Annotated in this window: 19 protein-coding genes and 2 pseudogenes; 18 read left to right on the forward strand and 3 right to left on the reverse strand. The window is 47.7% G+C overall.

The window, feature by feature from the left end; all coding sequences use genetic code 11:
- Positions 1-6 precede the first annotated feature (6 nt).
- Genes HUN05_20690 through HUN05_20710 form a run of 5 tightly spaced genes read left to right on the forward strand, consistent with a single transcriptional unit; the run spans position 7 to position 3,591 of the window.
- Positions 7-654, forward strand: coding sequence for an Ldh family oxidoreductase (locus HUN05_20690; protein ID WDP87243.1), 648 nt, complete (start codon positions 7-9; stop codon positions 652-654).
- Positions 654-1,205 carry a hypothetical protein gene (locus tag HUN05_20695; GenBank protein ID WDP87244.1) on the forward strand — a complete coding sequence of 184 codons (552 nt, stop codon included), beginning with the start codon at positions 654-656 and terminating at the stop codon, positions 1,203-1,205. Before HUN05_20690 ends, HUN05_20695 begins: the two co-directional genes overlap by 1 nt.
- The gene (locus HUN05_20700) at positions 1,168-1,380 is read left to right on the forward strand and encodes a hypothetical protein (protein ID WDP87245.1); all 213 of its coding nucleotides are present in this window, start codon (positions 1,168-1,170) and stop codon (positions 1,378-1,380) included. Before HUN05_20695 ends, HUN05_20700 begins: the two co-directional genes overlap by 38 nt.
- Position 1,381: 1 nt before the next feature.
- Entirely contained in the window at positions 1,382-2,560 is a 1,179-nt protein-coding gene (locus HUN05_20705; GenBank protein WDP87246.1) for a Gfo/Idh/MocA family oxidoreductase, read from the forward strand.
- Positions 2,545-3,591, forward strand: a complete 1,047-nt coding sequence (locus HUN05_20710; GenBank protein WDP87247.1) for a glycosyltransferase — start codon at positions 2,545-2,547, stop codon at positions 3,589-3,591. The genes HUN05_20705 and HUN05_20710 overlap by 16 nt, the downstream gene beginning before the upstream one ends.
- A gap of 2 nt (positions 3,592-3,593) precedes the next feature.
- Here HUN05_20710 and HUN05_20715 read toward each other — a convergent pair whose 3' ends face one another.
- Positions 3,594-3,824, reverse strand: coding sequence for a hypothetical protein (locus tag HUN05_20715; protein WDP87248.1), 231 nt, complete (start codon positions 3,822-3,824; stop codon positions 3,594-3,596).
- A 93-nt stretch (positions 3,825-3,917) separates the two neighbouring features.
- Here HUN05_20715 and HUN05_20720 point away from each other — a divergent pair, with 93 nt between their 5' ends.
- Together HUN05_20720 and HUN05_20725 are read left to right on the forward strand one after the other, a co-directional pair.
- Positions 3,918-4,100 carry a hypothetical protein gene (locus HUN05_20720; protein ID WDP87249.1) on the forward strand — a complete coding sequence of 61 codons (183 nt, stop codon included), beginning with the start codon at positions 3,918-3,920 and terminating at the stop codon, positions 4,098-4,100.
- 56 nt (positions 4,101-4,156) lie between these two features.
- Positions 4,157-5,317, forward strand: coding sequence for a hypothetical protein (locus HUN05_20725; GenBank protein WDP87250.1), 1,161 nt, complete (start codon positions 4,157-4,159; stop codon positions 5,315-5,317).
- Here the strand turns inward: HUN05_20725 and HUN05_20730 are convergent.
- Together HUN05_20730 and HUN05_20735 are read right to left on the reverse strand one after the other, a co-directional pair.
- Entirely contained in the window at positions 5,248-6,132 is an 885-nt protein-coding gene (locus tag HUN05_20730; protein WDP87251.1) for an IS3 family transposase, read from the reverse strand. The two genes, HUN05_20725 and HUN05_20730, sit on opposite strands and share 70 nt — an antisense overlap.
- Positions 6,132-6,641 (reverse strand): hypothetical protein, encoded by a 510-nt coding sequence (locus tag HUN05_20735; protein WDP87252.1) that lies wholly within the window; start codon positions 6,639-6,641, stop codon positions 6,132-6,134. Before HUN05_20735 ends, HUN05_20730 begins: the two co-directional genes overlap by 1 nt.
- A 739-nt stretch (positions 6,642-7,380) precedes the next feature.
- Here HUN05_20735 and HUN05_20740 point away from each other — a divergent pair.
- The 11 genes and pseudogenes from HUN05_20740 (at position 7,381) to flgK (ending at position 19,351) form a co-directional block, all read left to right on the forward strand.
- On the forward strand, positions 7,381-7,821 hold the full coding sequence (locus tag HUN05_20740; GenBank protein WDP87253.1) for a hypothetical protein: 441 nt from the start codon (positions 7,381-7,383) through the stop codon (positions 7,819-7,821).
- Between the two features lie 4 nt (positions 7,822-7,825).
- Positions 7,826-8,104 (forward strand): EscU/YscU/HrcU family type III secretion system export apparatus switch protein, encoded by a 279-nt coding sequence (locus HUN05_20745; GenBank protein WDP87254.1) that lies wholly within the window; start codon positions 7,826-7,828, stop codon positions 8,102-8,104.
- Between the two features lie 518 nt (positions 8,105-8,622).
- Positions 8,623-9,317: pseudogene (locus HUN05_20750) on the forward strand (flagellar hook-basal body protein).
- A 16-nt stretch (positions 9,318-9,333) separates the two neighbouring features.
- On the forward strand, positions 9,334-10,116 hold the full coding sequence (gene flgG, locus HUN05_20755; GenBank protein ID WDP87255.1) for a flagellar basal-body rod protein FlgG: 783 nt from the start codon (positions 9,334-9,336) through the stop codon (positions 10,114-10,116).
- A 169-nt stretch (positions 10,117-10,285) separates the two neighbouring features.
- Positions 10,286-11,455 (forward strand): annotated as a pseudogene (locus HUN05_20760) (IS4 family transposase).
- Positions 11,456-11,534: 79 nt separating this feature from the next.
- On the forward strand, positions 11,535-12,419 hold the full coding sequence (flgA, locus tag HUN05_20765; protein WDP87256.1) for a flagellar basal body P-ring formation protein FlgA: 885 nt from the start codon (positions 11,535-11,537) through the stop codon (positions 12,417-12,419).
- 19 nt (positions 12,420-12,438) lie between these two features.
- Positions 12,439-13,158 carry a flagellar basal body L-ring protein FlgH gene (locus tag HUN05_20770; protein WDP87257.1) on the forward strand — a complete coding sequence of 240 codons (720 nt, stop codon included), beginning with the start codon at positions 12,439-12,441 and terminating at the stop codon, positions 13,156-13,158.
- Between the two features lie 13 nt (positions 13,159-13,171).
- Entirely contained in the window at positions 13,172-14,218 is a 1,047-nt protein-coding gene (locus HUN05_20775; GenBank protein ID WDP87258.1) for a flagellar basal body P-ring protein FlgI, read from the forward strand.
- A gap of 19 nt (positions 14,219-14,237) precedes the next feature.
- Positions 14,238-14,651 carry a rod-binding protein gene (locus HUN05_20780; protein WDP87259.1) on the forward strand — a complete coding sequence of 138 codons (414 nt, stop codon included), beginning with the start codon at positions 14,238-14,240 and terminating at the stop codon, positions 14,649-14,651.
- A gap of 47 nt (positions 14,652-14,698) precedes the next feature.
- Positions 14,699-15,202, forward strand: coding sequence for a hypothetical protein (locus tag HUN05_20785; protein ID WDP87260.1), 504 nt, complete (start codon positions 14,699-14,701; stop codon positions 15,200-15,202).
- Positions 15,203-15,205: 3 nt separating this feature from the next.
- Positions 15,206-19,351, forward strand: a complete 4,146-nt coding sequence (gene flgK / locus HUN05_20790; GenBank protein WDP87261.1) for a flagellar hook-associated protein FlgK — start codon at positions 15,206-15,208, stop codon at positions 19,349-19,351.
- The last annotated feature ends 4 nt before the right edge of the window (positions 19,352-19,355 follow it).

Here is a 19,355-nt window from a genome sequence, read left to right on the forward strand (position 1 = left end):
AAAGACATGATCGGCACAAGTTATACCCACTCAGACTCCCTGATCATTCCCACCCACGGCAAAAAAAGTTTTTTAGGGAACAACCCGGTCTGCTTTTCAGCCCCGGTCAAGGGAGAAGGCCCTTTTTGTCTGGATATGGCCACCAGTATCATTACCTTTAATGCGGTTCGCCAATTGCAGGAACGGGGCGAAAAAGCACCTGAGAACGTGGGCACGGATAAAAACGGGATCCCCACCACCAATGCCGATGAAATTAAAATGCTTTTGCCCGTAGGCAGTTATAAGGGATACGGCCTGAGCCTGATGGTTGAAATTCTTTGCTCCATGCTGACCGGCATGCCCTATGGCCCCCATATTTCAAAGATGTTTGAAAGCATAGAACAAAAAAGATACCTTGGTCAGTTTGTAGGGGCCATGAATATCAACGGGTTTATCCCGGTTGAAGAATTCAAAACCCGGATGGCCCAGATGATTGACGAACTGAGGAATGCGCCCCGGCTGGACCCGGATAAATCCGTGATGGTGGCAGGTGATCCTGAAAAAATCAGGTTTTCAGACCGGAGTGTCAAAGGCATTCCTGTAACACCGGCCGAACTGGAGGGTTTCCAGCAATTGAGCACCACCTATGGCCTGGGTGTGGATCTGGAGGGATAATGGAAAAACAAGAAAAAATCATCGCCATGATACCGGCAAGAATCGGCTCCACAAGGTTGCCAAAAAAGAACCTGGCCCTGATCAACGGCCAACCCTTGATATCCTATGCCATAAATGCAGCCAAAGCCTCGGGCATCTTTGACAGGATCATTATCAATGCAGACCATGCCGTTTTTGATAAAATGGCCCAGCGCTACGGGGTGGAATTTTATCACCGTCCAGAACATCTGGGCAGCTCAGCCACCAAGTCCGATGATGTGGTGATGGACTTTATTGACAAACATCCCGGAGATATTGTCTGCTGGGTTAATCCCACCTCCCCTTTGCAGACCGGACAAGAAATCAAAAAGGTGGTCACCCACTTTCAAACACAAGGCCTTGACAGCCTGATCACAACCATTGACCAGCAGGTCCATGCCAACTTCCAGGGTAGCCCTCTTAACTATAAAACGGATGAACTATTTGCCCAGACCCAGGACCTTGTGCTCGGTGGAACTCTTTGTTTACTCAATTATGATGTGGAGGACCGCTGTCTTTGCCCAGGCCTATGAAAAACAGGGGCATGCCCTGTTTGTTGGAAAATCCGGGTTCTATCCGGTGGACAAGTTTAGCGGGGTCATCATCAAACGCAAAGAAGATCTAAAACTGGCCGAATTTATTCTCAAATCCATGGCAAACACCTCAGATGATCAGATTGAATACGACCCTCTTGTAAAGGATATTTAAGATGGTTTACGATACTCCCATAGACCTTTTAATCGTTGGAGCAGGCATGTATGTCTGCGGCAGGGGGACAAACGGTTTAGGGACCATCCTGCCGGCTGCATTTGAAGCAGTACGCCAGGGAAAAATCAAAACCATCCACCTTGCTTCGGCTACAAAAAAGAGTGCTGATCTTGCAAAAATTCAATCCAATATCTTAAAGGAAGTTACCGGCGTTTGCCCTGAAATCCAATTTTATCCTGAAAAAAAAGATGACCCTAAAGCCTATTTAAATGCTGTCTCACAGATCAAAGCCCCATGCGCCGCCATTGTATCAGTGCCTGACGCCCTGCACTTTGAAATCACAGCCAACCTGATAAAAAAAGGGATTCATGTCCAGGTGGTCAAGCCCCTGGTGCCGACAAAAGAGGAAAACCAGGCATTGATCCGGCTGAAAAACAAGCATCAAATTTTGGGGTGTGTGGAATACCATAAACGGTATGACCAGGCCAACCTCAAGCTATACGATTTAATCCGAAAAGGGGCCCTGGGCGATCTGCTCCACTTTAGAATTAATTACAGCCAGCGTAAAACCATCCCAAGGAACATGTTCAAAGGATCGGTGGAAACCACCAATATTTTCCAATACCTGGGGGTACATTATGTGGATCTGATCTATTTTTTAACCCATGCAGTTCCGGTGAGGGTCATGTCCATGGGAATGAAAAAATATCTTCTGGACCAGGGAATTAACACCTATGATACCATCCAGACCCTTGTTGAATGGAATCACGGCCAAGGGCAGTTCTTGTCATCACATCTTACCGGGTGGATTGATCCGGATATATCAACGGCCATGTCTGACCAACGCCTTGAGGTGATCGGAACAAAGGGCAGATACAGAAGCGACCAGAAAAACAGAGGGGTCACCTTTGTGGCGGACGACCACGGGTACGAAGAGATCAATCCGTATTTCAGCCAGTTTTACCCGGATCAGGAAGGGGATTTCATGCAGATCCAGGGGTATGGGCCCAAAAGCATTCTTCAATTTATCACAGATGCCGTGGATATCGTTCACAATAGAAAAGATGTGGAACGCCTCAACCAGATCCGGCCGTCATTTGAGTCCTCAATGGTGGTTTCCGGGGTGCTGGAGGCATCAGAAAAAAGTCTTGCTGAAAATAATATATGGATAAAGATTTAAAAGGACAAACAGGACACATGAAAATATCCATCATCATCAGAACCAAAAACGAAGAACGCTGGATTTCATCCTGCCTTAAAGGTGTTTTTTCACAAAGCTACAAGGATTTTGAAGTCATCCTTGTGGACAACGAAAGCACAGACTCTACTCTGGCCAAGGTAGAGCAGTTCCCAGTAGAAAAAATTGAGCACTGCACCGAATATCTACCGGGCAAATCCCTCAATATCGGCATCGCAAGGGCCCAAGGCGAATATATTGTCTGCCTTTCAGGTCATTGCATCCCCACCAACGCACAGTGGCTGGAAAACTTATTAAAAGGATTTGAAGATGACAAAGTGGCAGGTGTCTATGGACGTCAGGAACCTTTGTCTTTTACACCGCCGGGAGACAAAAGAGATCTGATGATCGTGTTCGGCCCGGAACGACGGGTACAGGAAAAGGACAGTTTTTTCCATAATGCCAATTCAATGATCAAAAAATCCGTGCTGGATGCCTACCCCTTTGACGACAAAGTTACCAATATCGAAGACCGGGTATGGGCCCAGTTAGTACTGAACCAGGGGTATAAAATTGTATATGAACCCTCGGCCAGTGTCTATCACTACCATGGCATCCACCAGGACGGCAATGTCCAGAGGGCAACCAATGTGGTCCGTATCATGGAAAATCTGGAGCAGACGCCCTATGAAAAAAACCAAAAAGCCATGATCCAGGATATGAACATCACTGCCATAATCCCTATCAAAGGGATCTCAGGCACCCTTGGGGGGGCACCTTTGCTCCAATATGCCATCAATTCGGCAAAGGCAGCCAGATACATTGATCAGGTGGTGGTTTCAACCGACAATGAAACCACCCTTAAAACAGCCCAGAAGATGGGAGCAGATCATGCCTTTTTAAGGGACCCCTCACTTTCCATGGACTATGTGGGCTTAGAAAAAGTTTATAAATCCACCCTCAATCACCTGGAAGAGTCCAATATTATTTCAGATGCGGAATGTGTCAATGACAATGAGACACTTTATGCCTAAAATTAGGCTCCAATCTTATCCTTCTCTTCCTGTTCCGGTTTGTTGATCCAGGCTGCTTCTGGTAAAGCTGGTGGCCGAGGGATTTTCCCCTTAAAGCGTATTGGGTTTTTAATAAACGCCTCTTTCAAAGTTCTACAGCGAGACCCATAAATCTCTTTAGCAATGCCATAATGAAACTGTTCCGGGGTTACCAGGCCAATACCAGAATGGTAATGCTCTTTGTTGGGGCGCATTCCCATTTTCCCGGTTTTAAAAAGGCCTGTCTTTTAGAGCAAAAAGAATGATATCCTCTGTTACGCTGAAATGAACATAAATGGATTGTGCTAATGAAGAAAGCTGAAGATTGTAATACTGTTGATGAAGTCCTTGCATGCCTCAAAGAACTGGAAGAAGATCCAAATCGCTTGGTTCGTAACGCTAACGAATTAGAACAGATGGAGCAGGAAATCCTTGAGTATACAAATCGGATAAGCGCCTTTTTTTTAAAAAAAAGATCCAGGCCTCAGTAGATTCCTCTGAACAGGTCGACCAAGAAAAAGAATTGATGTCCAATTGGCCGGGACGGATGAAAAGCGAAGGGCTTGAGACCGTTTGGATTCAGCTTTGTACAGATAGTTCGGTTGATATTCATGTTCGATACTATCGAAGGTCCTGTGACCGCCGAAAAGGAAAAAGATATAAAGGTGCATACGCTGGCTTAATCCTTCTTGGAATCCATGATCGCTGCTCGCCTGCTTTGGCTTCTATGGTGAGTTCTTGGTCAGCCTTATTAAGTTCTTTTGAAGAAGTCCGTCAAGTGCTTTGTGACCGTGGGATGACGTTGGGTATAAAGGTCATCCGTAAACTGACCTATCGGTACGCAGAGCGGGCTCGAGCCGAACAACAAGCGGGCCGAATCCCATTAAATGATAGAGATTTACTTGAAGGGCGGCGAGTCGTTATCAGCACTGATGGTGGCCGCACTCGGCTCAGAGAGAAGAAAAGGGGACCAAAAACCCAAAAGGATAGAACCCGATTTCGTGGGGCATGGCGAGAACCCAAGCTTTTGATCATTTATGTAGTGGACGCCCATGGAAAACAAGAAAAAAGCTTTTCACCATTTATTGATGGCTGTTTCAATGGACCGGATGGTGTATTCCACTTGTTAAAGGGTTATTTGAACTCCCTTCATATTCAGAACTCAGACAAAATACTGTTTGTTGCAGATGGGGCACATTGGATTTGGAATCGAATCCCCGGACTTCTAAAAGCATTGGGTTTGGCTCCTGAGCGTGTGTATGAACTTCTCGATTTCTACCATGCAGTTGAGCATCTGGGTACAGTAGCAGGCTTAAGGAAGACCTGGTCATCCAAGGAACGCAAACGCTGGGTATCGAAGCAGCGAGGTCTTCTGCTGAAGGGAAAGGCGATTGAGGTGGTACAGGCCGTCCAGAAGCTTTGTAGAGGCAGAAACAGTAAGGCTATCAAGACGGAACGGGATTATTTTGTGCGCAATGAACTGAGGCTTAATTTCTCAACTGTAAAAGCGTTGAACTTACCTATTGGCAGCGGTGCTATTGAAAGTTCGATTCGGAGAGTCGTGAATTTACGTCTTAAAGGTCCATGCATCTTTTGGTATCGGGAGAATGCAGAAAAAATGATTATGCTGCGATCATTTTATAAAGCAGGGCGTTGGAACTGCCTGAAGCAGATGGCAAACATGCACAATCCAGTGCCAGCGGTATAACCGGGAAAATGGGAATGCGCCCCTTTGTTGTAATATCTAAAAAAATCCTGGCAAAAGGTTCTTGCATCCTCAATCGAACCAAAATGATTTGGAAATTTTGGACAATATTTCAATGTTTTAAATTGAGCTTCAGAGTAAGGGTTATCATTGCTGACGTGCGGTCTGCTGTGGGTTTTGGTTACCCCTAAATCAACAAGAAGCTGGGCAACCCCTTTGGATTTCATACTGGCTCCCCGATCTGCATGAAGTCCAAGCTGACCGGGTAATATATTTTGGTTTTCACAGGACTTCTCAATAAGCCTTTTGGCCAATGCTGTTTGTTCCCTATGGGCGACCATCCAGCCGACAACATACCTGCTGAAAATATCCATGATTACATACAGATAGAAATAAGTCCATTTTGTGACGCTTTTCAACTTGGTAATATCCCAGGACCAGACCTGATTCGGTCCGGTTGCCAGCAATTCAGGTTTTTTATATTTCGGGCGATTTACCTGCCGTCTTCGTTCCGGTACAGAACCATGTTCTTTGTGAAGAAGCCGATACATCGTTCTGATGGAGCAATAGTATTTTCCTTTATCAAGAAGAGAGGCATAGACCTGGTATGGGGCCTGGTCTCGATACGTGTCCGAGTGAAGAATATCCAAAACCGTTTGTTGTTCATCAGGATTCAAAGAAAGAGGAGAGCTGCCCCGCTTTGATTTCACCTGTTTTTTCGGAGAATAAAACCTATAAAAAGATGAGCGAGGGACACCGAAAGCCTCACATGAAGGCTTTTTCCCAAGATCGTGACTTAACGTTAGGGCGGCATTCATCAGTCGTCTCCTTTGAGGTCGTCCAGATTTTGTTGGATTCCCAGGATCTGAGAAATTTTTTTTTGGGCTTCAATGATGAGTTCCGCCTGTTTTAACTTATGCTCTAATTTAGATTTTTCTTTTTGAAGTCTGGCGACCTCTGTTGCCAATGGGTTCTTCTCTTTGGATTTCCTCCCTCGCTTTCGAGGTGCCATGGCGTTGAGAAGTCCTTTATTCCGGGCTTTGCGCCAATCGGCTAAATTTGAAGAATAGAGGCCCTCTCTTCGAAGTATCCTACCTATTCCTCCGGATTCATTGCAGTTTTCAACCTCTTGGAGAATACGCAGTTTATAAGAAGCAGTGAAATTACGCCGGGGCTTTTTCTCAGGAACTTCAGGATCAGGGATTGAATCCTGTCCCCCCAAGGAGGCCCCAATTCCAGTCGCCCTATGGGCTCCTTCCATTGGTGCCTCCTTGGGGGCTGCCTGTTTTTCGGACTCTGGTAGTGGGTTCATTTTTATCGGTTTCATATAAGTATTGCCTTACCCGCCCTACACTAATTTATCAAGGGGTAAGTGTCTCACTTATATTGTCACAGGGGGGATTTGAAAGAAAAGTTTATTGCAATGGAGAAGGCTTAATGATTTTAAACCCCAAGATTTTGTCTTCTAAACTGATTCTTCAAAAACATTCCGGAAAACCCGTGCCCATGCCGGAAGTGAAAACAGGGCAGTTGCTCCGTGCACAGGTGGTTGCCCTCCTGCCCCAGGGCAAGGTAAAGATTTTCGTGGCAGGCCAGCAGGTGATTGCCAAAACAGATCTGCCTTTGACACCGGGAACGGACATTTTACTTGAAGCCTTCCGCAATAAAGACGGGGTGTCATTTAAATTGGCTGGGCCTGAAACGCCAACCCGGCCGGCCAATATTCGAGCCGGACGTCATGGGGCCCTGGTCCGGCTTTTTTCCCAGATCAACAGTGCGCTTCCTGAGCTTGGCAAGACTCAAGAGCCTTCCATCCAGAATATTCTTCAAACCCTTTCTTTGAAATCAGGGACCCGGGATGACCGGTTTTTACCCCGGCTTCTGGAAAATATGGGATTGACCCTGGAGAAAAAAGTTCAAACCGCCATGCTTTCTTCGGATAAAAGTACGATTACCCCCAGGATGGATCTTTTGGGCAAACAGGATTTAAAGGCTGCAATACTTCAGTTTTTATCCCTTGAATCAGAAGTGCCCCCAAAGCAAGCCTGCGGGGAGTGGCAAATGCATTGGAAAATTTACAGCAGCTCAACACCCAGACCGGGGATTCCAACCGGTTTGTCATTCCCTTTCCCATGCTCGCAGGCGAGCAGCTTGATTTTGGCCAGTTGTTTATCAATACCGGCAAGAAAAAAAATGAAACCCAGGCCGGAGAAAACCGGGTTATCCAGATTGCATTTTTGATGAATATGACAGCCCTGGGCCGTATCAGGGCAGATTTTTCGATTTTGAAAAAAGAGATTACAGGCCGGTTTATGCTGGAAGATCAAGAGTGCTGCGATTATATGAATGGGTTGATCCCTGAGTTGAAACATCAGCTCATATCTTTGGCCTACAGGCCGGGTAAAATTGAATGCCAGGTTGCAAAACCCCGGGCCCTGTCGGCAGATGCTCTTATTCAATCCATGATCAAACCGGATGAATCCAGGGGGCTGGATCTTGTGATCTAAGGTTATGACCGGAAAAAAAGAGATAAAAAAAGCCGTTGCCCTAAGGTATGACCGAGAGGTTGATGATGCCCCTAAAGTCACGGCCAAGGGCAAGGGCCGGGTTGCCGAAAACATTATTGAACTGGCAAGGGAACATGGAATCCCCATCAAGGATGATCCCGACCTTGTCCAAGTCCTGGCTTCCCTTGAGATTGACCAGGAAATTCCGCCAGAGATCTATGTTGCGGTTGCCGAGCTTCTGGCCTTTGTCTATTCTGCCAATTCGGAAAAATCGTCCAAATGATCTTCGGATGAATCTTTTTTGATATCCTGGGGCAGTTTACTGCTGTCCACCAATCGATTGCATTCCTGACAGACCAATTTGAATTTATTTACATTGCCCCTGAATAATCTGCTGTGGCAAAACGGGCAAAAGTAATCTTTAAGTTGTGTGTCTACCTGATGGGTCATTTATTATCGCTCCAAAATCATGAAAGGGAAAATTATTTTCTAGCCTCAAATGGATCAGATTGCAAGCGAAATCTCAAATACCGCTGTTGATTCTGGCCATGGGGAATTTTTTTCTGGTGGCGTCAAATATCGGGGGGTGCGGGTGTTGGGGGTTTGGCAATTGAGAAGTGAAAATAATTTTGGCATTTGGCATTTAAAATAAAACAAAATGAATATTTCCTTGATTTATAATGGGTTAGCGGTCGAGAGGGGCCTGTTCTGTTTTTTGCCCGGAAGATTTCATTGATCCTGGCATCTGTCTTGCAATTTTTGGGATTGAACAAAAATATCAGGAATAATGAGGCGCCTTTTATGATTTTAGAAATGACACGGCCGGTTCAGGGTGGATTGAGGCAGGAGCGGAAACTCGAAGCGGTTTCCAACAACCTGGCCAATGTGGATACAAGCGGATTTAAAAAAGATCTGGTCAGTTTTGACCGCCAGTTCAAGGCCCAGCTTAACAAGGATTTTTCCCAGGGAGACATCAGGAAACAGGGAACCCGTTTGATGTTGCCCTGGCTGGCCCCGGGCTTTTTAAAGTTGAGACTGCCGATGGTATCCAATACACCAGGAACGGTAATTTTTTACTCAACTCTGAAGGGGTGCTGGTGGACAAGTCAGGCAACCCTGTTTTGGGCCAGGGCGGGGCCATCATCATCGATCTTGCCAATGTTGATGCCCAGGGTCCTGAAATTAATGAAACCGGTGAAATCAGGGTGGCAGGGGATGTGGTGGATACTTTGGATGTGGTCAATTTTCAGGACAGGGACAAACTTGAAAAAGCAGGTGATAATCTGTTCTCCTACAATGGGAACCCAGGAGATGAGATTGCCGTGCAGGCACCGGTGATCAAGCATATGGCATTGGAAGGATCCAACGTTCAGGCTGTGGACGAGATGGTAAAAATGATTGACTACCATCGGATGTTCGAGACCTTTACAAAGTCCATAATGACCTTTGACGAGCTTGACGAAAAAGCCATTACTCAAGTGGGTATACCCAGATAATATGTGGAGGTAACAAATGATTCGATCTCTTTATTCTGCTGCAACCGGTATGGGTGCACAGCAGATTCAAACCGATGTGGTGGCCAATAACCTTGCCAATGCAAGTACGGCAGGGTTTAAAAAATCCAGGGCCAATTTTGAAGATCTCATGTACAGAAAAATGCTAGTGGCCGGCCAGACAACCCCGGGTGGCGGTCAGGTCCCGTCCGGGATCGAGATCGGCATGGGCGTAAAACCTGCCGGAGTTCAAAAGATTTTTACCCAGGGGGATTATGTGGAAACCGGGAACACCTTTGATTTTACCATCCAGGGCAAAGGCTTTTTCAGGGTGCTCCACGGAGACGAAGATCATTATACCCGTGCCGGCAGTTTTACCCTGGACAGTGAAGGGTTTATCACCTCGCCTGTGGGCGACCGGCTTCAGCCTGAGATCTCCATTCCGGTTGAAGCCGTGACCGTGGTGCTTCAGGATGACGGTACCCTGACGGCCTTTGATGCCAACGAGGAAATTCTTGCCGAAGAAAATGTCCTGGTGACCACATTTATAAATCCGGCAGGGCTTTCAGCCCAGGGTCAGAACCTGTTTTTACCCACCGAAGCATCCGGGGATCCGGTTGAAGGCACTCCCGGGGAAGACGGGGCCGGCACCACCCTAAACAATTGGCTGGAAATGTCCAATGTCTCTGTGGTGGAAGAAATGGTGAACATGATTGTGGGCCAGCGTGCCTATGAAGCCAACTCCAAATCCATTCAGACGGCAGACTCCATGCTGAGCACTGCCAACGGGCTTAAACGATAGGACTTATGGATAAAAAAGGTTCAAAATTTTGTATTTTGATTCAGTAGTGTCCGGTTAGGTTGTTGCATATAAAAAGCATCTAAAATCATTGAAAAAACAGTCGGTTTTGTGTTGACAAATGTGCGTAAAAATTTTTGTGCGCCTTGAAAATTTAACTCAAGGAGCTCAAATGACGCACATCTCAGTCCCTAAAAAACAACTACGGTCCCTGAACTTTGACAATTTCAGGTGCCCTCTGATAAAGTCACTTTCAAAAGCACCGGAATTACAATCTCGAGGAGACCGCCCTTTAAAAATGACATTCGAAGACCAGATAAATGCTTTGGTTTATTTCCATCTTCAGGAGCACAAGTCTGCCCGACATTTAATTCAGGATCTCAAGGAAAATGTTTTTGCTAAAGAAAATATTGCGCCAGACGGTGGTATCAGCCGTAGTAGTTTCTGTGAAGCCATCAATCACAGGGGACTCGAACAACTGCAATTTATCTTTTAGGATCTTTATAAACAGGCTCTTGAGTGTCATCCGGGTGAACACGCCGAGTTAGGAGAGTTGGTTTCCATTGACGGTAGTCTCATAAATGCAGTCCTTTCAATGCACTGGGCGAACTACAGAAAAGGAAGTAAAAAAGCCAAAGTACATTGCGGATTTGACATTAATCACGGAATCCCAAACAAAATCTTTTTGACTGAAGGCAACGGCGCTGAACGCACCTTTGTTCCCAAAATAGTTTCCAAGGGGCAAACAGGTGTTATGGATCGTGGATATCAATCCCATAAAGAATTTGACCTGCTTCAGGAGCAAGGCAAACATTTTGTCTGCCGTATAAAAACCAGGACAACAAGAACAATTATTGATAACCACGAGACCCCTTCCGACAGCTACATTTTTTATGATGCACTGGTTAAACTTGGTACTCCGAATCAAAACCAGACGAAAAGGCCTGTTCGGGTTGTTGGCTATAAAATTGCTGGCGTCAAATACTATGTGGCAACTGACAGGCATGATTTAACAGCGGAACAAATAGCAACAATTTATAAACTCCGGTGGACCATTGAGGATTTTTTCAAATGGTGGAAAGAACATCTGAAGGTATATCATCTCATTGCCCGCAGTGAATACGGCCTTATGGTTCAGATTCTTGGCGGCCTTATCACTTACCTGTTACTGGCAATCCATTGCCAAAAACAGTTTAATGAAAAGGTCACGATCAAAAGAGTTCGGCAGCTGCGAACCGCCATTCTAAATGACCTGTTTGGCTGCGAGGAGCAGGGCTCTCATAGTTCAAACAGGGACAATATTGTCAAAGATCAAAAAATTATTGAGCAAGCAAAAACCTAACCGGACATCACTGATTTTGATTGTCTTCCAGATCCTGGCGGCCTGGCATTGTGCTTTTGTTTTTGCCGGGGATGCGCCCTTGCATATTGTAATTGAAGAGTTCAGCCAGGTAAAAGGAGACCAGATTTTTTTAAAGGATATTGCCAGTATCCAGGCCAAGCCCTATATCAGGGAGGTTTTAGAAACCGTATCATTGGGAAGATCTCCAAAACCAGGTATGATGAAGGTGTTAACCCGGGCCCGTGTGCTTTCCCATTTAAGAGGGCATCCTGCACTGCCAAAGGATATATCTGTGGCCTGCCCGGATAAAATTTATGTCAAGCAGCGGTTTCAGGTGCTTGAAAAGGCCGATATTCGTGCCCGGGTGGATCTTTTTTTGTCTGATTATTTTACGGACAAAGCGTATGAGATCAAAAAGCTTCGGATTCAAAAAACAGGGGTCTATCCTGCTGGGGAATTGACCATGGACTGCTCATCTGAACGGGCTGTGGATAAAAATGGAAATCTGAGCCTGTCCATTGCTGTTTGGGTGGATGGCAAAGAGGTGGACTCCATTCGCATCAGAGGGAAAATTGCTGTTTACCAGAAAGTTGTCTGTGCCGCCAGGCATCTTGAAAAGGGTCACCCCCTTGCACAAACCGATGTGGTGCTGGTCAAAAAAGATATGTTCAGTCTCAGAGGAGAGGCTGTAAGAGATGTTATGGCAATGTCCGGTCAGGTTTTGAAAATCGATGTGATGAAACATACACCCATTAAAGAGGATTGGCTTGTGCCGTTGCCCTTAATCCGGAAAGGAGAGGTCATCGTGCTGGTGGCCAGATCCGATCATATGAGGATTGTCACTTCAGGCATTGCCAAAGAAGACGGGTTTAAGGATAAAATGATGAAAGTTGAGAACCTGGGATCCGGGAAAATCCTCCGGGGACTGGTCAGGGAAGGATCAACCGTTGAAGTTATTTATTAAGGAAAAAAGGGAGGATGTTATGACATCCGGGCTTAAAAGTATAAAACAGGGATTGATACTGGTATTGATCTGTTTTATGGGCGTGGGGTGTACGACCTCGGGCAAATCCGACATGGCCGTGCTTCCCAGTGGGGATGCAGGTCAGACCGCCCCTTCCATTCCGCCTGATTATTCCGCCGGTCGTGCAGCAGAAGGCTCTTTGTGGAACGAAAGCCGTGGGTCCATGTTTGAGGATACAAGGGCCAATCATGTCGGCGATACCGTAATTGTTGATATTGTAGAAAATTCCAGCTCCAAGATGGATGTTAACACAGAGTCTTCAAGAAAAAGCGCCATGAACGTGGGAACGCCCACGATAAACGTTCTGGGATATGAAACCGCCCTTGGCGGAAGGGGAACCCCTTCTCTTATCGGCACAAGTTTTGATAATTCGTTTGCAGGCGAAGCTGAAAGCGACAGGGCCGGCCAGGTGACAGCCTCCATTTCCGCCCGGGTGGTTGAGGTGTTGCCCAACGGTAATTTAAGCCTGTTCGGAAGAAGGGCCATGAAAGTGGATAATGAAGTTCAGTATATCACTGTGTCAGGGGTGATAAGGCCCCAGGATATTTCTGCAACCAATAGGGTTCAGTCAACCTCTCTTGCGGATTCAAGGATAGAGTATTATGGAAAAGGCGCCTTGTCAGACAAGCAAAAGCCTGGATGGGGAACCCGAATCATTGATAATATTTGGCCCTGGTAAAAAGGCGGATTCTATGGAATTTAAAAAACGCAGTATCAAAATATTGATTTTTCTGGTTTTGGCGGTTTGGGTATCTCCTTTTTCCCTTGAGGCGGCCAGGATAAAAGATCTTGCCGCAATCAAGGGTATACGCTCAAATCAATTGACCGGGTACGGCCTTGTGGTCGGGCTCAACGGCACAGGGGATAAAGACAAGGTCAGTTTTACACGCCAGTCTCTGGTCAATATGATGAAGAAAATAAACATCCATGATGCCGGAGGGCAGCTCAAGGTCAAGAATGTGGCCTCGGTCATGGTCACAGCCGAGATTGAACCCTTTGCCAGGATCGGAGACCGGATGGATGTTACGGTATCTTCCCTTGGCGATGCCAAAAGCCTTAAAGGGGGAACCCTTTTAATGAGCCCCTTAAAGGGGGTTGACGGACAGGTTTACGGACTTGCCCAGGGGGCGGTCAGCCTTGCTATTCCTTCCGGTGCAGGCGACAGGGACAGCCATCTTCTGGTGGCGCGGGTGGTGGACGGGGCAACCGTGGAACGGGAGATTCCATTTAAACTCGACGGAAAACACCATCTTATTCTTTTCTTGTTCCGACCGGATTTTACCACGGCAAGACGGATGGCTGACACCATCAACATCACCGTGGGCAAGGGAAGTGCACAGCTGATCGATGCCAGTGCCCTGCGTTTAAAAATACCTGAGAAGATGAGGAAGGCCTGGGTGGCAGAGTTTATCGCCGACATTGAAACCCTGTCTGTGGTTCCGGATGCGCCGGCCCGTGTGGTGATCAATGAAAAGACCGGAACCGTGGTGATCGGATCTGATGTCACCATATCAAGCGTGGCCGTGGCCCATGGGGATCTTTCCGTGACCATCAACCCTCAAGGCGGGGCAGATGAAGAGCCCCAGGAAGACCGGGTGATGATGCTTGAAGAAAATTCCACCATTGGCGAGCTGGTCCGGGGGCTGAATGCCCTGGGGGTTAAACCCAGAGATCTGATCAGTATCCTTGAGGGAATAAAGGTGGCTGGCGCACTCCAGGCTGAACTTGAGATTCTATAGACGTGTGAAAGGATAGACCATGACAGGACCTGTAAATTCAATCCAAAACCAGATGCTTGCCTCTCAACTGGCCCAGATAAAGCCGGTTGACCCTGAAAAGGAAAAGGAACTCAAAGAGGCCTGTGAAGGGTTTGAGGCGATTTTTACCCAGAAAATACTTCAATCCATGCGCCAGACCCTGCCCGGAGATGCCCTGTTTCCCAAATCCAACAGCATTGAGGTATTTGAATCCATGTACGACCAGCATCTCACCGATCAATTGTCCCATGCCTCAAGAATTCTTATTCGATCAACTGAAAAAAACACTTTAACCTTTCTTTTTTCCTTCCATTCTTTCCTTTTAAGATCTGGTATGAAAGTTGCTCTTTATCCCTTTAGATATAAAAAAAATGGGCCAAAGGGAAAATTATTCCCTGATGGAACCAGGCTTTAAGCGCAACAAACGCTTTAAAGACTGATGATCAAAGGAGAAGAGCCAAAATGGAAAAAATTGCCGATGACATGTCAGGCCTGCTTAACGAGACCCTGGGATTTTACAAGGAACTCAAAGTACTTCTTGAGGCTGAAAAAAAATATATCACAGATATGGATGTCCAAAAACTCTGGGATTCCACGGACAGAAAAAAACAAATTGTTGAGTCCATTGAATCCATGATCGCAAGGATCCTTGACCGGGTGAAAACCTATGTGTCCGATTTTGAAATGGATGTCAGGTCCTTTCGGGTCAGGGAGGTGGTTGCAGTCCTTCCTTTGAAAATGAGAATCAAGTCAGGGCTTAAAACAATCGGGCTTAAAATTGATGGGCTCAAACATGAGATTGGACTCATGGCCAATGAAAATAAACGGTATATTCTGGAATATCTTTCTGTGATTGACGGTGTTTTCAGTACGATTAAACAGCGTCCGGATCAGGATCAGTATTCTTCTTACGGCCATATCCTTTCATCCAACGAAACCACCCGTCTTATTAATGCAGAGGTATAAACCATGTCAGGCATATCCTCCACTCTAAGTATTGCCAAGACCGCCATTTCAACCCAGCAGCACGGGCTGAACATTACCGGTCAGAATATTGCCAATGTCAACAATCCGAATTATTCTGTCCAGTCTGCAGATCAGACCAGCCGCAAGCCAGCGGCTTATGGGGGGTTTTTATTTGGTACGGGCGTGGATATGTTTCAGATTCAACAGAGTGTGGATGCCCTGCTTGAAGCAAGGCTGACAGGGGAACAGTCCACCCAGGCCTCATTGGAGGAGCAGGAATCTTATATGCGGGTGCTGGAAGGTTTTTTTGACGAATCCAGCGAGACCAGCCTGACCACCGTGCTGACCGAGTTCTGGAATTCCTGGCACGATCTGTCCGACAATCCCCAAGGCTCTTCTGAACGGGTTGCCATTTACGAGAGCGGGAACAAGCTGACCAACCGGTTTGAAAGCACTGTCCTGGATATGGACAAATTACTGACAGACATATCTTCGGATATCTCTGCTGCTGTTCAGCAGATCAATACCCTGTCCGTAAAAATTGCAGATTTGAACAGGAAAATTTTATCTGCTGAGATTTATAGGACAGCCAATGACCAGCGGGATCAGAGGACCGCATTGATCAAGGAACTGGGCGATCTTATTGATATTTCCACCTTTGAACAGGGAGATGGTGCCCTGATCGTTAATGCGGCCAACGGTTTTACCCTGGTCAACGGGGTGGATTCCTACAGCCTGAGCATGACGGGCAAGGATGTGGTCTGGCAGGGATCAACCGGTTCCGGCCAGGTGATTACAGATAAGATCACCTCGGGCAAGATCGGAGGGCTTCTGGAAATACGGGATTCGGTGATTCCCAAGTACCAGGCCCAGGTCAATGAATTGTCCCGAGAGATGATCTGGGCCATTAATTACCAGCATTCCCAGGGGGCCGGGCTGACCTATTACAACGAACCTGTGGTGGGGGATTATCAGGCAGATGAGAGCGGGTGGCTGACCAGTTTTGAATTCGGGGACAAAATTGATTTTTCAAAGGCCTTTACCATGTGGCTGGAAGATAAAACCGGGGCGTCCACCGAATACTCCAGAATCCATATGGACATGGGGGAGTCAGAGGCCAGGATTACCAACTGGCAGGGGGCGGCCACAGGGGGAAACCAGTCCATCTACAAGCTCACCGTCATGGACTCTGCCACCCTCGGGGATATGGAGGTCATGGAAACGGATGGTTCAGGCCTTGCCTCGGTCCAGACCAACGGGTCCACCTCAGGTGTTGCCACCTCCCTTGACGGGGCCATTGCCGGCCAGACCCTGACCGTTTACAACGGGCCCACAGGTACCAGCGTGATCGAGATCAAGGATGTGGGCGGAGACGCAAAACGGTCTGCCGCATCCATTGCCCAGGCCCTAAGCCAGGTGGACGGGGTCAGTGCCTATGCATCAGCCACCTCAGCCACCTATCAGCTCATTGATAACGGGGGGATCCAGGACGGGGACGAGGTGAAATTTTCTCTTTATGTTGACGGCGTTGTTCAGGCCCAGAGTTTTATCCGGGATTCCGTTTCAGCCACCCTCCAGGAGCAGTATGAAAATGCCTTGCTGGCAGGTGTTGAGGCTATGAATCTTATCAACGAGGATGATGACCTTTATCTTGACGGCCTGACCCTGAACTCCAGCGCGGGCAGAACCTTGGGAATCCAGGATTTTGAAGTCCAGGACAATACCGGGATCCGCCTGGACAATTTTGCTAATTTTGATTCCGGAGACACGGTGACCTTTGTGGTGGATTCAAGTATTTCAGGTTCAGGCACGGCCGCCGCCAGTACAACCTCCGTGGATATTGATTTAAGCGGGGTGGATGTAAATGATGCCGGTGAGATGGCCAAGGCATTCAGCGAGGCCATGGCAGCCGAACTGGACACCAGTCTCTTTTCGGTGGTGCATGATCCATATACCAATTCAGTGGTGCTCAGGACCCTGGACGGATCAGGCATCCGGCTTCGCAACGGATCAGGAGATACCGGAGACGACGCCCTGGTCAATGTGAGTGCATTGGGCGGGAGCAATACCACTTCAGGGGCGGCCGATACCGAACTTCGGTTTAACAATGTTGTGGATGCCTCGGACACGGTCCGTTATGACGCCATTGCCCTTGCCGTGGACAATATGAGCTTTTCAGGCCAGGGCACGGGTACCCTTATTGCCGAAAGCACGGCAGGTGCGGGAAATAAAAATGCCGTTATCACAGGCACTGTGAGTGTGGTTGCCAAAGAGGGTATTGTGCTTCAGTCTACTGCCGCCGGTGCCGGCGGGCTTTTCAGTACCAACACCGCCACCCGGGGCAGTTCTATCCTTACCTTTGGAGGGGAGGGCGGATTTTCAGGGTTTTCCACGGCCGGCGGGGAGACCATCTCTTTTGACCTTGACGGGCATCAAATCCTTTTTGACACCACGGCAGGGGCAGGCACCTCAGATCTTGAACTGGCCCAGCTCTTTGAGACTGAAATTATTTCAGATCTTGCCGCCGCCGGTGTGGCAGCCGATTATACCGTGGTCAGGACGGCCAGTTCCATCTCGGTTATTAAGAATATAGACAAGGAAGAACCCATTAAGGTTGAAAATTTTTCAGACACCTTGGGCGCTTCTGCCACATTCAGGGTGCTCACGGGCACAGGAAAAGGAACCAATTCCCCTGAAAATGATCTTCTGGATGCAGATCCGTCCAAAACCTATAGAAATTTTACCACCTCCAGCCTCTACGATGATGAGGGGGTGATCCGGTGGGAACGCCTGGATGCCGACGGCGTCAGGACCGGGGCCACGGGTCTGATCCATGTGGAAGATGAGGGAGAGGTCACCATCATGGAGGGGGGAAAGGAGACCCTGACCTTTGATATCGCTGCGGGCAGTCTTGTGGCGGGAAATACTTTGACCATCAATACAGATGCCCAGGGCCGGCCTGACCCTTTGGATTTTAGAATCACGGGCCGGGCCAATTCCATTAATGAACTTTACCAGTTCAAGGTGGTCTCGGGCGGCAAGGTGGGTCACCTTCCTGGAGAAGGCGAAGAGCCTTTGGTCATTGAGTGGTCCAACTCCGTGACCACAGGGACCTTTACCATTGAAGGAAATGATCCCCCATATACCCCTCTGGCCCCGGTAGAGGTCCAGGTGGACGGGATGAATTTTAAAATTTACGACGGCACCTTGTTTGCCGGTGATGTCTTTACCGTGACCACCGGGAGTACAGGGATTCCTTTGTCCCAGACCCCGGAAGGCAATCCCACAGGCGAGACCCTTTCAGACTGGCATTGGACCCTGGATTCGTTTTCCGAAGAGTTTAACCGCCAGGGCACGGGCCTTAAAGCCTCGACAACCATTGACAACCGTTTGGAGTTCAAGGCCTCAGATACCTATTACACCATTCAAAATACCCAGTATTCAGGGGAAAACGGGTTTTCCCAGGACAATGTGGAAATGAAGGTCACCGATTGGAGCGGTCTTGATTTTGCCGCCAGTGATCTGAGGTTTGAACGGTCAGGCTCGGGTGTCTGGGGCGTTTTGAACGATCCAACCGGGGGCAGTCTTCAGATTTTACCCCCGGGCGGGGATGATGACGGGTTTGCATTTTCAGATGACGGATCATCTGATGCAGGCCTTGCTGCTGCTGCCGGGATCAACACCTTTTTTGAGGGCCAAGATGCCCTGACCATGGAAATGAATACCGCACTCAAGGACACCAATCTCATTGCGGCTGCAAAGGTGAATGGAACCACCGGGGTGATTTCCAGCGGGGATAATGCCAATGCGCTCTCCCTTGCAGATGCCCAGTTTGTGGAAAAAAGCCTGAAAATATGGACCTTTGAACGGGGCAGCGAGGCCCAGTCAAGCAATACCTATGCGACCCTGGATGATTATTTTAATACCCTGATCGGTTCTCTGGGGATTGAGTCCCGAACCATTAAAACTTCAAAATCCTTTGCAGACACCATGGTCAATAATATTACAGAACAGCGGGATGCGGTTTCTGCCGTGTCTTTGGATGAAGAGATGATCCAGCTCATGAGATACCAGCATGCCTATTCTGCGGCGTCAAAACTGCTGTCCGTATCTGATGAGATGCTCAATACCCTGATTTCCATGAGGTAACAGG

The organism is Desulfobacter sp., from assembly GCA_028768545.1.
Taxonomy (GTDB): domain Bacteria; phylum Desulfobacterota; class Desulfobacteria; order Desulfobacterales; family Desulfobacteraceae; genus Desulfobacter.

Excerpts from the sequence above, each read along its gene's own strand:
- HUN05_20780 (WDP87259.1), top strand. The coding sequence starts at position 14,238 with ATGACAGGACCTGTAAATTCAATCCAAAACCAGATGCTTGCCTCTCAA.
- HUN05_20730 (WDP87251.1), bottom strand. The coding sequence starts at position 6,132 with ATGAATGCCGCCCTAACGTTAAGTCACGATCTTGGGAAAAAGCCTTCA.
- HUN05_20710 (WDP87247.1), top strand. The coding sequence starts at position 2,545 with ATGGATAAAGATTTAAAAGGACAAACAGGACACATGAAAATATCCATC.
- HUN05_20735 (WDP87252.1), bottom strand. The coding sequence starts at position 6,641 with ATGAAACCGATAAAAATGAACCCACTACCAGAGTCCGAAAAACAGGCA.
- HUN05_20720 (WDP87249.1), top strand. The coding sequence starts at position 3,918 with ATGAAGAAAGCTGAAGATTGTAATACTGTTGATGAAGTCCTTGCATGC.
- HUN05_20745 (WDP87254.1), top strand. The coding sequence starts at position 7,826 with ATGACCGGAAAAAAAGAGATAAAAAAAGCCGTTGCCCTAAGGTATGAC.
- flgG (WDP87255.1), top strand. The coding sequence starts at position 9,334 with ATGATTCGATCTCTTTATTCTGCTGCAACCGGTATGGGTGCACAGCAG.
- HUN05_20695 (WDP87244.1), top strand. The coding sequence starts at position 654 with ATGGAAAAACAAGAAAAAATCATCGCCATGATACCGGCAAGAATCGGC.
- HUN05_20700 (WDP87245.1), top strand. The coding sequence starts at position 1,168 with ATGATGTGGAGGACCGCTGTCTTTGCCCAGGCCTATGAAAAACAGGGG.
- HUN05_20690 (WDP87243.1), top strand. The coding sequence starts at position 7 with ATGATCGGCACAAGTTATACCCACTCAGACTCCCTGATCATTCCCACC.
- HUN05_20715 (WDP87248.1), bottom strand. The coding sequence starts at position 3,824 with ATGCGCCCCAACAAAGAGCATTACCATTCTGGTATTGGCCTGGTAACC.
- flgK (WDP87261.1), top strand. The coding sequence starts at position 15,206 with ATGTCAGGCATATCCTCCACTCTAAGTATTGCCAAGACCGCCATTTCA.
- HUN05_20705 (WDP87246.1), top strand. The coding sequence starts at position 1,382 with ATGGTTTACGATACTCCCATAGACCTTTTAATCGTTGGAGCAGGCATG.
- HUN05_20775 (WDP87258.1), top strand. The coding sequence starts at position 13,172 with ATGGAATTTAAAAAACGCAGTATCAAAATATTGATTTTTCTGGTTTTG.
- HUN05_20785 (WDP87260.1), top strand. The coding sequence starts at position 14,699 with ATGGAAAAAATTGCCGATGACATGTCAGGCCTGCTTAACGAGACCCTG.
- HUN05_20770 (WDP87257.1), top strand. The coding sequence starts at position 12,439 with ATGACATCCGGGCTTAAAAGTATAAAACAGGGATTGATACTGGTATTG.
- HUN05_20725 (WDP87250.1), top strand. The coding sequence starts at position 4,157 with ATGAAAAGCGAAGGGCTTGAGACCGTTTGGATTCAGCTTTGTACAGAT.